At 36.6% G+C, this 12,720-nt stretch carries 12 protein-coding genes; 10 read left to right on the plus strand and 2 right to left on the minus strand.

From position 1 onward, the window contains the following. Positions 1 to 7: 7 nt before the first annotated feature. The 10 genes from Q7C23_RS14725 to Q7C23_RS14770 all read left to right on the plus strand — a co-directional run bounded on the left by Q7C23_RS14725 (position 8) and on the right by Q7C23_RS14770 (position 11,013). Entirely contained in the window at positions 8 to 796 is a 789-nt protein-coding gene (locus Q7C23_RS14725) for an alpha/beta hydrolase (RefSeq protein WP_375033254.1), read from the plus strand. Between the two features lie 44 nt (positions 797 to 840). Then, on the plus strand, positions 841 to 1,860 hold the full coding sequence (locus Q7C23_RS14730; RefSeq protein WP_375033255.1) for an alpha/beta fold hydrolase: 1,020 nt from the start codon (positions 841 to 843) through the stop codon (positions 1,858 to 1,860). 33 nt (positions 1,861 to 1,893) lie between these two features. Further along, on the plus strand, positions 1,894 to 3,663 hold the full coding sequence (locus tag Q7C23_RS14735; RefSeq protein WP_375033256.1) for an amidohydrolase: 1,770 nt from the start codon (positions 1,894 to 1,896) through the stop codon (positions 3,661 to 3,663). 32 nt (positions 3,664 to 3,695) lie between these two features. After that, complete coding sequence (locus Q7C23_RS14740) at positions 3,696 to 4,715, plus strand: MBL fold metallo-hydrolase (protein WP_375033257.1); 1,020 nt, start codon at positions 3,696 to 3,698, stop codon at positions 4,713 to 4,715. 36 nt (positions 4,716 to 4,751) lie between these two features. After that, entirely contained in the window at positions 4,752 to 6,125 is a 1,374-nt protein-coding gene (locus Q7C23_RS14745; protein WP_375033258.1) for an alginate export family protein, read from the plus strand. 37 nt (positions 6,126 to 6,162) lie between these two features. After that, positions 6,163 to 6,663 carry a nuclear transport factor 2 family protein gene (locus Q7C23_RS14750; protein WP_375033259.1) on the plus strand — a complete coding sequence of 167 codons (501 nt, stop codon included), beginning with the start codon at positions 6,163 to 6,165 and terminating at the stop codon, positions 6,661 to 6,663. Between the two features lie 175 nt (positions 6,664 to 6,838). Next, positions 6,839 to 7,519 (plus strand): hydrolase, encoded by a 681-nt coding sequence (locus Q7C23_RS14755; RefSeq protein ID WP_375033260.1) that lies wholly within the window; start codon positions 6,839 to 6,841, stop codon positions 7,517 to 7,519. Between the two features lie 221 nt (positions 7,520 to 7,740). Further along, on the plus strand, positions 7,741 to 8,661 hold the full coding sequence (locus tag Q7C23_RS14760; RefSeq protein WP_375033261.1) for a polysaccharide deacetylase family protein: 921 nt from the start codon (positions 7,741 to 7,743) through the stop codon (positions 8,659 to 8,661). A 241-nt stretch (positions 8,662 to 8,902) separates the two neighbouring features. Then, on the plus strand, positions 8,903 to 9,748 hold the full coding sequence (locus Q7C23_RS14765) for an oxidoreductase (RefSeq protein ID WP_375033262.1): 846 nt from the start codon (positions 8,903 to 8,905) through the stop codon (positions 9,746 to 9,748). Positions 9,749 to 10,074: 326 nt separating this feature from the next. Next, the gene (locus Q7C23_RS14770) at positions 10,075 to 11,013 is read left to right on the plus strand and encodes an alpha/beta fold hydrolase (RefSeq protein ID WP_375033263.1); all 939 of its coding nucleotides are present in this window, start codon (positions 10,075 to 10,077) and stop codon (positions 11,011 to 11,013) included. Between the two features lie 323 nt (positions 11,014 to 11,336). Here Q7C23_RS14770 and Q7C23_RS14775 read toward each other — a convergent pair whose 3' ends face one another. Together Q7C23_RS14775 and Q7C23_RS14780 are read right to left on the minus strand one after the other, a co-directional pair. Continuing rightward, entirely contained in the window at positions 11,337 to 12,209 is an 873-nt protein-coding gene (locus tag Q7C23_RS14775) for an IS3 family transposase (protein WP_375033264.1), read from the minus strand. Then, positions 12,206 to 12,496: a transposase gene (locus Q7C23_RS14780; RefSeq protein ID WP_375033265.1), complete on the minus strand. Its 291-nt coding sequence runs from the start codon at positions 12,494 to 12,496 to the stop codon at positions 12,206 to 12,208. The genes Q7C23_RS14775 and Q7C23_RS14780 overlap by 4 nt, the downstream gene beginning before the upstream one ends. Between the last annotated feature and the right edge of the window lie 224 nt (positions 12,497 to 12,720).

A 12,720-nucleotide genomic window follows, 5' to 3' on the forward strand; every position in this document is an offset into this window, starting at 1 on the left:
GGTAATTATGCTGACTGAAAACCCTACAACAATACTTTTTATTACAGGTGCATTTGTAAGCAATAAATGCTGGGATCAATGGATAGTCTTTTTCGAAAGTAAAGGCTTTAAAACTTTGGCTCCTGCGTGGCCATATAAAGATGCTCCGGCAGCCGTTTTACGTGATCGTCATCCAGATCCTCAGATTGCTAGTCTGAGGTTAACTCAACTGACCGAATACTTTGATGACGTTGCCAAAAAGCTTCCTCAAAAACCTATAATAATTGGCCATTCTATCGGCGGCCTTATAGCCCAGATACTTTTACAGCGTAATTTGGCATCTGCCGCAATTGCGATACATTCGGTTCCTCCGCAGGGAATTATGACTTTTAAATTTTCTTTTTTAAAAGCTGGCTGGGGGCCGCTTGGTTTTTTTACTTCTTCAAAAAAAACTTTTTTAATGAATTTCAGTCAATGGCAGTATGCATTTACTAATGGAATGCCCGAAGAATGGCAGGACAAAGCGTATTGTGACTCTGTTGTTCCGGAATCTAAATTAATTGTTCGTGATACTATCACTTCAGCTGCAAAAGTAGATTTTCGAGCTCCGCACAGGCCATTGTTATTAATTGCAGGATCAACGGATAACACTATTCCAGAATCGCTGAATTATTCTAATTACAAAAAATATACAGACAAAAATTCTATTACCAATTTCAAGATTTTTCCTGAAAGAAATCATTTTGTTTTAAATCAGCCCGGCTGGCAGGAAATTGCAGTTTTTATACAGGACTGGATAGGAAAGCTACCCGCATAAAATTATAAAAACCAATTATTTAGTAACCAATTAAAATTTTAATTATGATAACGAATTTAGTAAACACAGCTTTTTTTAACTTCAAAAACAGAGCAGCCCAGCTTTTTACCTTTGGACTATTACTATTGACTTTAATTTCTTGTAATAAAAAAACAGAAGAAGCGCCTGTGACAGAAACAACATCTGAGGCAGCAACCGAAACCACTCAAGTGGAACCTGCAAATCCACCATCGAATTTTAAACATGCCACTGCAATGGTAAATGGCGTAAACATTCATTACGTTATCGGCGGTAAAGGAGAACCTCTTGTGCTAGTCCATGGTTTTGGTCAAAACTGGTACATGTGGAACCGTCTGCTTCCGGAACTTTCCAAACATTTCACAGTGATCGCACCAGATCTTAGAGGAGTTGGTGAATCAGACAAACCGGAAACTGGTTATGATAAAAAGACAATGGCCACAGATATTCATGAACTGGTAAAAAAATTAGGGTACAATTCTGTTAATCTTGCCGGACATGATATCGGACTTATGGTAGCTTATGCTTATGCTGCACAATATGGAAGTGAGGTTAAAAAATTAGCATTGATGGATGCTCTTCTTCCTGGTATTGAACCGGTATGGTCTAAAGTTTCTGCTACAGCATGGTGGTTTGGCTTTTTTGCATGGCCGGCTTCAGGAGATATTGTAAAAGGTAAAGAAAAAGACTTCCTAACCAATTTCTGGCCAATGGTAGGACATGTGAAAGATCCTTTTACAGCTGAAGAAACTGCTGAATTCGTTAGGGCGTATGCCGTTAAAGATGGTGCTAAATCTACTTTTAAATGGTTTGGAGCATTTCCTCAGGACGGTAAAGACAATTTAGTTTTTGCAAAAACAAAACTTAAAATGCCTCTGCTAGCTATGGGAGGGGAATATTTCGCTGCGGCTTTCCTTAAAGATCACTCTAAGCTGGTAGCTGAAAATGTAAGCGAATCAAAAATTGCAGGTTCAGGGCACTGGCTTGTTCAGGAAAATACAGCGCAGGTGCAAAAAGATTTACTGGCATTTTTCCTTGCAAAATAAAGTAATCAAAACAGACCAATTAAATCTGAAAAAATGAAACAACTATTTGTATTACTATTATTTTTCTTTGGTCTGTTTGTACAGTCTCAGGAAAAAGCAGACCTGATTATTTACAACGGAAAAATTGCAACCATGCAAAAACCTGGAGAATTTGTTCAGGCGATGGCAACAAAAGATGGAATTATCCTGGCCACAGGAACATCAAAAAACATTTTAGAAAGTTATAAAACTAATGCAACTAAAATTATTGATGCAAAAGGAAAAACAGTTATTCCTGGGCTAAATGACAGTCACATTCATGTAATTAGGGAAGGTTTAAATTATAACGCAGAATTACGCTGGGACGGCGTAAAAACCTTGAAAAGAGCCATGGAAATGTTAAAAGAACAAGCAGCCAGGACACCACCTGGAGTTTGGATTAAAGTAATTGGAGGTTGGAATGAATTTGGCTTTGAAGAAAAAAGACAACCCACAATTGAAGAAATAAATGCCGCAGTTCCTGATAAACCTGTTTTTATAACTTATTTATACGGAAAAGCTTTTTTGAATAAAAAAGGAATTGAAGTTTTAGGCTACACCAAAGACACGCATTATGAAGGAAGTGTTTTGGAACAAGATAAAAACGGAAATCTAACGGGATTAATGTTTGCAAAAGAAACTCCGAAAGCCATTTACACCACTTTAGGATTAACCACAAAATTAACTCCCGAAGAAAGAATTAATAGTTCGCTTCAGTTTAATCGTGAACTCAATCGCTTTGGTTTGACATCTGTAATTGATGCAGCCGGAGGTTCTCAAAACTTTCCATCAGATTATGCCACATCAATGGATTTAGCCAAACAAGGAAAACTGAATCTTAGAATATCATATTATTTGTTTGCACAGCAAAAAGGAAAGGAACTTCAGGATTACGAAAAATGGGTTGCTGAAACGGTTATCAACAAAAATGATAATCTTTTGACAGCGAACGGGTATACTGAAGAAGGTGCCGGAGAAAACATAGTGGCCTCTGCGGCTGATTTTGAAAATTTCCTGGAACCAAGAATTGTCCTTTCTGATGAAATGGAAAAAGATCTAGAACCAATAATTCGTTTGCTGGTTAAAAACAGATGGCCATTTCGATTGCACGCCACTTATGGCGAATCGATCGACAGAATGCTGAATGTTTTTGAAAAAGTCAATAAAGAAATTCCGTTTAACGGCTTGCGTTGGCTTTTTGATCATGCTGAAACTATTACACCTCAGGAACTGGAAAGAGTAAAAGCATTGAATGGCGGAATCGCAGTTCAATTCAGAATGTATTTTCAGGGAGAATTATACAATAAAATGTACGGCGCGCCAAAAACACAACTTCCCCCGATTAAAAAAATGCTCGAAATGGAAATTCCTGTTGGAATGGGAACTGATGCTACACGTATATCAACGTATAATCCATGGATGGCTTTGCATTGGCTTATTACAGGGAAAACTTTAGGCGGAATGCAGTTCTGGCCAAAAGATCAGATTTTGGATAAGTTCACTGCACTTCAATTGTATACTTCAGGAAGCGCTTGGTTTTCTGGTGAAGAAAAAGAAAAAGGGAAACTGATAAAAGGAATGTATGCCGATTTTTCGATTATATCTGAGGACTATTTCACCATTTCAAATGACAATGTGCGAAATATAGAATCAGATTTGACAATTGTAAATGGAAAAATTGTTTATGGTGCGAGAGATTTTAAATCATTTGATCCTGCAATTGCTCCGGTAATTCCGGATTGGTCGCCAGTGAAATATTATGGTGGCTATGCTAAAAAGCTTTAAAATAAATTTAGAAAATATATAAAATTTAGATCATGAAAATTCAAAAAATAATTTGGGGATTGACAATCATCATATTTTGCATTTTAGCCAATACAAGAGTGTATGCACAATTTCCAATGCCAGATCACGTGCCTATTTGGGATGCCAACAAAGTGACTTTAAAATTGCATAAAATTTCAGATAATGTATATGCCGTTTCACCCAGTACAACCGAAACCGAAACTACAAAAGGGATTGCACAAGCGACTTCTGCCGGTTTTATTGTGGGTGACAAAGGTGTTTTGCTTATTGAAACAATGCTGAGTAAAGGGCTTTACGATCAGCTTTATAAATTGATACGATCTGTAACGCCAAAATCTATCATTTATGCTATAAATACTAGCGATCACGGCGATCATTGTTTTGGAAATTATTTGCTTCCTAAAGAAACAATTGTGATTCAGAACGAATTCTGCAAAGAGAATCTGGCTAAGAATTACGACAATATAAAGCAGTTTATGATTATGCTTTTTGGTAAAGGAAGAGGAATTGAAGAAAGTGTTTACCGTCCGGCAGATATTACAATAGCAATCAACCAAACGATGAAAATTGATATGGGAAAAGGCAATATTGTTGAAGTAATCAATGTAGGAACGGCACAATCGCCAGCCGATCTTTTTGTCTATCTGAAATCGGGGTCCGGAAATGTATTGTGGGCAGGAAATCCTTTTATTGCTGAAAGCCCAACTATTCCGTGGCTGTTTGACGGGTATTTTTTAGAACCGGTTCAAAATCTGAGCAAAATTTATAATATGATTTCGGATAAAGATATTGTCGTTCCCGGACATGGACGTATTACCAATAAAGCTGGAATTAAATATACGATCGATTATGTAACCGCCTTGCAGACCAATGTTGAAAATGCCGTAAAAAAGGGACTCACTTTAGATGAAACTAAAGCCACTGTAACGATGAAGGAATTTAACAAAGGTTATGAACTTTTTAATTGGCTGCATTTTAATTTCAATGTTCCCAATGCATACAAGGATATCAAACAAAACGGAACTAAATAAACGGTAAATCAACTGGTAATACTTAAAAATTGATTTATGAAAAACAAGATACTATTACTGGTTTTGCTGGTTTCAATATCAGGATTTGCACAGCGCTATCCTGATTTTAAATCGCTTCGATTTGATGAAAATTATAGTGTTCTTGAGAATGATACCGTAAGTAATGATTGGTACAAAACAGTGAAATTCCTGCCCGTTTCTTCTTTTAAAAAGAGCTATATCAGTTTTGGGGGCGATATACGGTTTCAGTACTTCTATGCTAAAAATGAAAATTGGGGAGATGGCCCGCAGGATAACGATGGTTATGTTTTAGGAAGATATTTGTTTCATGCCGATTTCCATGCCGGAAAGCACTTCCGAACTTTTGTTCAAATGCAAAGCAGTATGGCTGACGGAAGAATTGATCCGAATCCTGTGGAGCAAAATCCGCTTGAAGTACATCAGGTATTCGCTGATTTTAAGATAATAGACAAGGGCAGTAAAAGACTTATTTTAAGAGTAGGAAGGCAGGAACTCACATACGGATCACAACGTTTGGTAGCCCTTAGGGAAGGTCCTAATAACAGGCAATCTTTTGATGGGGTTAAAGCCATTGTAGGCAAAGAGAATTTTACAACAGATTTATTTTACAGCCATTATGTGGTGGCACAAGACGGTATTTTTGACGATGAATCGAATAAAGACAGACAACTATGGGGAAGTTATTTTGTTTTTAATAAAATACCAGTTGTCAAAAATATTGATGTGTATTATTTGGGATATCAAAGAGCGAATGCTGCCTTTAATGATGCCGCAGGAAAAGAAAAACGTCATTCTGTGGGAACACGTATTTGGGGAAAAACAAAAAACTGGCGTTACGATGGTGAAGCCGTTTACCAGTTTGGAGATGTGGCCGAAAAAAACATTAATTCCTGGACAGCTTCTATTAATGTAGGATATCGTTTAAATGAAGTAAAATTTCGTCCGGAATTTGGTTTTAAAACTGAAGTAATCAGCGGAGATAAAAACGCAGGAGATACAAATTTAGAAACCTTTAATCCTCTTTTTCCAAGAGGCGCTTATTTCGGACTGGCTTCTGTAATCGGACCATCCAATTTGATTGATTTTCATCCGTCGCTGAGTTTTGAAATTGCCAAAAATGTAGATTGGGTTATTGACTATGATATGTTTTGGCGATACAGCGGCAATGATGGTATTTATGCGCCAAATATGTCACTCATTTATCCCGGAGATACTACTACAGAAAAGAAAATCGGAAATCAGCTAGAAAGCGAAATCATCTGGGAGCCTAATCAATATCTCTATTTCAGGCTCGAAGCGACCTGGTTTAAGGCAGAAGATTATATCAAAGCATCTGGAACAGGTAAGAATATATTCTTTACTGGAATTACGATGCAGCTTCATTTTTAAGCACACTAATCACACGAAAAATTTTAAAACGATAATTATGGAACAAACTGTAATACAATCAAAAATGAAAAAGGTACAATTAATAGCACTACTGCTGTTGATGAGTTTTCCAATGCAGGCGCAGGTATATTCTGAAGAAGAAATTAGTACCAAGCAGACTGTAGATAAATTTTTTGAATATGTGAGAGCCAAAAATCCCGAAAAAATAGCATCGATGGTTTCAGAAAACGTTGACTGGTACATTTTTGAATCGAAATATATGCCATGGACAGGACACCGTTCTAAACGCGCAGAAATTTCGGAATTATTCAAAACACTGTTCAGTTATTTTATTGATGGGAGCGAAAAATTGGAAGCTAAATCCTTTTTATTGCAGGGTAATGAAGTAGCTGTATTTGGCACTGTAGAGCGAACGGTAAAGAAAACAGGTAAACATTTCAAGATGCCTCTGGCAATGCACATCACAGTGGAAAACAATCTGATAACCAAATTTTCACTGTACGAAGAAACATTAATTATTGAAAAAGCACTTCACTAAAAATAGGATTTAATATTTAGTGTAAAAACAAGGAGGACAGTTTTCAAATAAGAAAATGTAAGATTCAAATTTTTGTCTTTTTGATGGTAATAAGTGCGGCCACATCATTTTGTGCATTAGAGGACAATAAAAAGAAATTAAAACCAAAATCAATAATAACCTAAAATTTATTTTTATGAAAAATTTACTCTCAGCAGTACTATTTTTAGTTACTGTTACAGGATTTTGCCAAAAGCCGGGTCCTGCATTGTTAAACCCAACAAATCATGCACTAGTACTAATAGATTATGAAGGTCAAATGGCTTTTGCGACCAGCAGTATTAGTATAGACCAATTACGAAACCATGTAGCATTAGTGGCAGGAGCATCCAAAATATTTGATATTCCTACAGTTGTCACAACCGTGGCCGAAAAATCATTCAGCGGACCTATGTTCCCTGAAATTTTGGAATTGTATCCAGAATCTACTTATATAGATCGTACTACGATGAACACCTGGGAAGATGTAAACGCCTATAAAGCCATTGTAGGCAAAAACAAGAAAAAACTTGTTTTTGGTGGATTATGGACAAGTGTATGTATTGTTGGCCCTGCCTTGTCAGCCATTAGCGAAGGCTATGATGTTTATGTAATTACCGATGCATGTGGAGACGTGAGTAAAGAATCGCACGATCAGGCAATCACCCGCATGGTTCAGGCTGGCGTCCATCCAATGACTTCTCTTCAATACCTGTTAGAACTTCAAAGAGATTGGTCAAGACAAGCAACTTATAAACCGGTAAATGATCTCGTGGTTAAATATGCCGGCGCTTACGGAGTAGGAGTACAATATGCTCGTCAGATGGTCAAACATTAATAGTAGGCGCTATATAGAAATCATTTAAACTAAAGTCATGAAATACAGTTTAAAAAAACAGAAATTTTCAGGTTTAATTCGTTTCCATTTTTACTTATGATGATCACTTCTTTGTCAATTAAAGTAATATCGCAGTCGCCCAAAAAAGGCTCTGTATATAATTTGTAAATTTTACTGAAACAAATATGAAAGATAGACGAACATTTCTTAAACAAGCAAGCATGGTTGGGCTTGCGGGATTGCTACCAACAACCACTTTGCTTGCTGGCGATTTGAAAGTGAATACATTAACCAATCAAGTGGATTCTGCGGCCAAGTGGGCAGATGGATCACGTTTGGTTGTCTCTTTGTCGATGCAGTTTGAAGCGGGTGGACAGCCGGTAAATGCAGAGAGCCCGTTTCCGCAAAATATGCAAAAAGGATTCGTTGATCTTCCGGGTGAGACCTGGTATCAGTATGGATATAAAGAAGGGATTCCCAGAATGCTGGACAATTGGGATAAACTTGGCGTCAAGGTTACTTCGCATATGGTAGGATCGGCAGTATTAAAAAATCCAGAACTTGCAAAGGAAATTGTACAAAGGGGTCATGAAGCTGCCGCTCACGGTATGGACTGGGCAACAGAATATTCAATGCCTTATGAAACTGAAAAAAAGTTTATTAAAGATGGAGCTGATGCTATTAAAAAAGTTACCGGTTTTGAACCAATTGGATACAATGCAAACTGGTTAAGGCGAGGCACAAATACACTTGAAATTTTGCAGGAACTTGGTTTTAAATATCATATTGATGACTTAAGCCGCGATGAGCCGTTTTTAATAAAGGTGAAAGGAAAGGATTTTGCAGTGATTCCGTACACAATTCGTTGTAACGATATTGTATTAATAGAAGGAAAGAATTTTAGTGCAGATCAATTTGCGCGTCAGGTTAAATTAGAATTTGACCAGCTTTATAAGGAATCTGAAAAAAAACGAAGACAAATGTCGATAAGTTTTCATGATCGGATAGGTGGCACGCCGCAAATGGTTGCTGCCACGACAGAAATAATTAATTACATCCAAAAACATAAAGGAGTTACTTTTAAACGAAAAGACGAGATTACTCAAATGGCTTATCAGGATAAAACCATCATACAAGAGTAATGGTCGTGCCAAAAGTAAATCGGGTAACTTGTAAAACGTATTAGATATTAAAATAGCAATTAAAATGAAGTATCAGAAATTATTTCAGCAATATTATTAGCAAATCCGGATTATCCGTCCACAGTGAAACACGATTTGACCTTAAATGAAATTTCAGACAATCATACCTTATTTGGCGGAGGAAGGGCGAGAGGTTATACAGATTATCCTTTCATAAATTAAATTTTAAAAGTAAAACATTATGGAAAATGGAAGTAAAACATGGTTCATTACCGGAACATCGCAGGGTATTGGACTTATTTTGGTAAAAAAATTACTAGAACAAGGTTATAATGTTGCCGCAACAGCAAGAAACGCCGAAGCGCTAAAAAAGGCTGTTGGGAGTTTGTCGGCGCAATTTCTTCCGTTACAGGTTGATTTAATTGACGAGAAAAGTGTACAACAAGCAGTTGAAAGTACTATTGCACAGTTTGGTTCAATAGAATATTTGGTTAATAATGCCGGATACGGTTTGATTGGAGGAATCGAAGAAAGCTCAGATGCAGAAGTTCGTGCCAATTTTGATGTAAACGTGTTTGGTTTATTGAACGTAACTCGTGCGATTCTACCCTACATGAGAAAAAAGAAATTCGGACATATTATCAATATTTCTTCTGTTTTTGGATTACTGACCGGAGCGGGATGGGGAATATATTGCAGTACCAAATTTGCAGTTGAAGCTATTTCTGAAGCTTTAGTCCAGGAAGTGAAACCTTTTGGCATTAAAGTTACTATAATTGAACCAGGTTATGTACGCACCAATTTTCTGAACAGTACGTCATTGATTGCATCCAAAGATCCCATTGCTGATTATAAAGAGATTCGTGAGGCAGTTAGAGTACATCAGGAAGATCTTGGCGGCAAACAATTGGGGGATCCTGAAAAAGTGGCAGCATTAATTCAACAAGTGACTATAATGGAAACACCACCGCTTCATTTATTAACGGGATCTGATGCGTATCAGTTTGCTAATTATAAAATTGATTCGCTAAAAAATGAAATTGAAGCCAACAAAGAGCATACATTCTCGACAGACTTCAAAGCATAATCCTTACGTACTATATTTTATATTATTAATTAAAGTAAAACATCAATTTCAAACAGAAGCTGAAATTGATGTTTTTTTTGAAATATCGAACTCTTTTAAATGGCAAAATACCAACTCTGTATTATTAATTGCGCTTCTGCTCATGTTTAAATCTACTATTTAGAATTATTTATTACTTCAGAATATAATCAGACCCTAATAAAACAAGGACTGACAGAGGACAAAAAAACAATTAAATATTTTAACGAACTATTAACATAATTAATAACGGAACGATCGTTCCGTTATTGTAAATTTGCCCCATAAATATTTAAACATATATAATAATGAAAACAATAATTAGAAATTTAGCCATGCTTTCAGGAGCATTTTTAATGGGAATCAGTTTAACTGCACAAACAAAACAAGCATCACCAGCGAACCCGCCGGAAAACTTTAAGCATGCAACTGTAAAGGTGAATAATGTTGACATTCACTACGTGATAGGAGGAAAGGGAGAACCTTTGGTATTAGTTCATGGATTTGGTCAAAACTGGTACATGTGGAATAGACTTTTGCCAGAACTGTCTAAACACTTTACTGTAATTGCTCCAGATTTAAGAGGTGTTGGAGAATCAGGCAAACCAGCAAGCGGTTATGACAAAAAAACAATGGCCAGCGATATTCATGAACTAGTTAAAAAACTTGGATACAAAAATATTAATATAGCGGGACATGATATCGGATTAATGGTAGCTTACGCTTATGCCGCACAATATCCTGGTGAAGTGAAAAAATTAGCTTTAATGGATGCTTTGCTTCCTGGAGTTGAACCAGTTTGGTCACAAGTTTCAGCATCAGCTTGGTGGTTTGGATTTTTTAGCTGGCCATCTTCTGGCGCTATAGTAAGCGGAAAAGAAAAAGAGTTTTTAACTGGATTCTGGCCCGTTGTAGCTTTTAATAAAGACTCATTTACAAAAGAAGAAACAGCAGAATTCATTCGCGCTTATTCTGTAAACGGATCTACAACAGGAAGCTTTCATTGGTTCGGTGCTTTTGCTGAGGACGGAAAAGACAACGTTGAATTTATGAAAACAAAATTGAATATGCCAGTATTGACAATGGGGGGACAGTATTTTGCCGCAGCGTTCTTAAAAGAGCATACAAAAATTGTCGCCAATGATGTTTACGAAACCAATATTCCAAACGCTGGACACTGGATTGTACAAGAAAATACAGCAGCAGTTCAAAAGGGATTATTAGACTTTTTTCTTGAAAAAAAATAATTCTAGGAAATTAAATTATATTTTGCCATAGTATTAATTTAAAATTAATACTGTGGCTTTTTTTTTAGAGTTAGTGTTTTTATTATAAAACTAAAAATTACAGAACAGTATCATCCCGAACCCATTATTTAGTCCCTTTGACAATAGGCTTTGGCAAACCTTTCGAAAAAAGGGTTGCATATACGGCTACTTAGAAAAATGATGTTTAGTAATGTTTCGAACTTGAGCCTTCAAATTGTTTTAATACAGTATTATCAGTTCTTGTTAAATCTAAATGCATCGATTGTGCACCCAGTTTAACTCTAGCATCATAAGAAAAGCTATTATTTAATTGCCTGCTGATTCTGAAACTCTTCGATGGTTAAGTTTCCGAGTGCAGAATGTCTTCTGCAGGTGTTGTAAAAGTTCTCGATATAATCGGTTATTGATTTTTCTGCTTTCTCTTTAGTCTTATATTTATTTTGGTATACCAGTTCTACCTTTAATGTCTTGAAGAAGCTTTCTGCTATCGCGTTATCATAGCAGTTTCCTTTTCGGCTCATGCTTTGAGTTATTTTATTTGTGGCTAATAAAGCAATAAACTCACGGCAGGCATATTGCTTTCCTTGGTCTGAGTGAAAGAGTAGTTCCTGATTGTTCTGCAATGGACGATTTAAAAGAGCTTTCGTTAAAGAGGTGATGCTTGTATCTTTTGCTCTCATTGTTTCGCTGATTGACCAGCCGATCACTTTACGGTCAAAAAGGTCTATCACCACAGTAAGATAGATCCAGCCTTCATCTGTTTCGATGTAGGTGATATCAGAAACCCAGATTTCGTTTCTTCTGGATGCCTTAAAAATCTGTTCTAATCTGTTTTCTGCTGATCTGTTATTACGGGGTGGGTTTATAGTCTTTTTATATTTAGATTTTGCAATGCTTCTCAGATGGTTTTCCTTCATAATCTGCCCGACAAATTTTCTGGAAACTTTTATCCCGATGGAATCTAATTCTTTAGCAATTCTAGGGCTTCCGTATCGGCATTGGCTCCAGTGGTAAATTCTTATAATTTCTTTTATTATATGGGCTTTCCGTACAGACTTTGCAGTGGGTGTTCTTTTTCTCCAGCGGAAGAAACTGCTTTTGTGGATCTGAAAAATCCGGCACATCTTCTCGACAGGAAATATTTCAGCATTTTCTCTGATGAATTCATATTTCACCCGCCGCTCTTGGAGAAGATATTTTGAGCCTTTTTTAGGATGTCCCTTTCAATTTCTAATTCTTTTATCTGTTTCCGAAGCTTCTGCAGCTCATTTTTATGGGATATTTCAGCTGAAGTTTTCTTTATGGTAAATCTGCCTTCTTGGTAAAGCTTCTTCCAGTGCTGAAGGGTACTTGTACTGATGTTGAGTTCTCTTGCCACGTCACAGACTCTTCCGCAGTGGATGCTCATGGAAGCGGCCAGAATCTTAAAGCTTAAAGTAAAGGTTCTCCTCGTTTTTTTCATGATGTTAAAATTAGCAGGAATAAAATTAGCTGCCAGTCAGAAATTTTAGGCAATATATCATCATTTTTTACTGCTTCAGATAAACACTGTCTAAGCTTTTAGTCGCAAAAAAGGTAGCAACTCCACGCCGAAAAGTGCACCGATTCTGGATCAAGCACAAAACCTGGGGAGGAAATGTCAAAATAAAATAAGAAATTTGCAATCTAAGAATTTGAGATGACCCC

This window comes from Flavobacterium sp. LAR06 (assembly GCF_041946075.1).
Taxonomy (GTDB): domain Bacteria; phylum Bacteroidota; class Bacteroidia; order Flavobacteriales; family Flavobacteriaceae; genus Flavobacterium.

Excerpts from the sequence above, each read along its gene's own strand:
- Q7C23_RS14740 (WP_375033257.1), top strand. The coding sequence starts at position 3,696 with ATGAAAATTCAAAAAATAATTTGGGGATTGACAATCATCATATTTTGC.
- Q7C23_RS14780 (WP_375033265.1), bottom strand. The coding sequence starts at position 12,496 with ATGAAAAAAACGAGGAGAACCTTTACTTTAAGCTTTAAGATTCTGGCC.
- Q7C23_RS14755 (WP_375033260.1), top strand. The coding sequence starts at position 6,839 with ATGAAAAATTTACTCTCAGCAGTACTATTTTTAGTTACTGTTACAGGA.
- Q7C23_RS14765 (WP_375033262.1), top strand. The coding sequence starts at position 8,903 with ATGGAAAATGGAAGTAAAACATGGTTCATTACCGGAACATCGCAGGGT.
- Q7C23_RS14725 (WP_375033254.1), top strand. The coding sequence starts at position 8 with ATGCTGACTGAAAACCCTACAACAATACTTTTTATTACAGGTGCATTT.
- Q7C23_RS14760 (WP_375033261.1), top strand. The coding sequence starts at position 7,741 with ATGGTTGGGCTTGCGGGATTGCTACCAACAACCACTTTGCTTGCTGGC.
- Q7C23_RS14730 (WP_375033255.1), top strand. The coding sequence starts at position 841 with ATGATAACGAATTTAGTAAACACAGCTTTTTTTAACTTCAAAAACAGA.
- Q7C23_RS14745 (WP_375033258.1), top strand. The coding sequence starts at position 4,752 with ATGAAAAACAAGATACTATTACTGGTTTTGCTGGTTTCAATATCAGGA.
- Q7C23_RS14750 (WP_375033259.1), top strand. The coding sequence starts at position 6,163 with ATGGAACAAACTGTAATACAATCAAAAATGAAAAAGGTACAATTAATA.
- Q7C23_RS14735 (WP_375033256.1), top strand. The coding sequence starts at position 1,894 with ATGAAACAACTATTTGTATTACTATTATTTTTCTTTGGTCTGTTTGTA.
- Q7C23_RS14770 (WP_375033263.1), top strand. The coding sequence starts at position 10,075 with ATGAAAACAATAATTAGAAATTTAGCCATGCTTTCAGGAGCATTTTTA.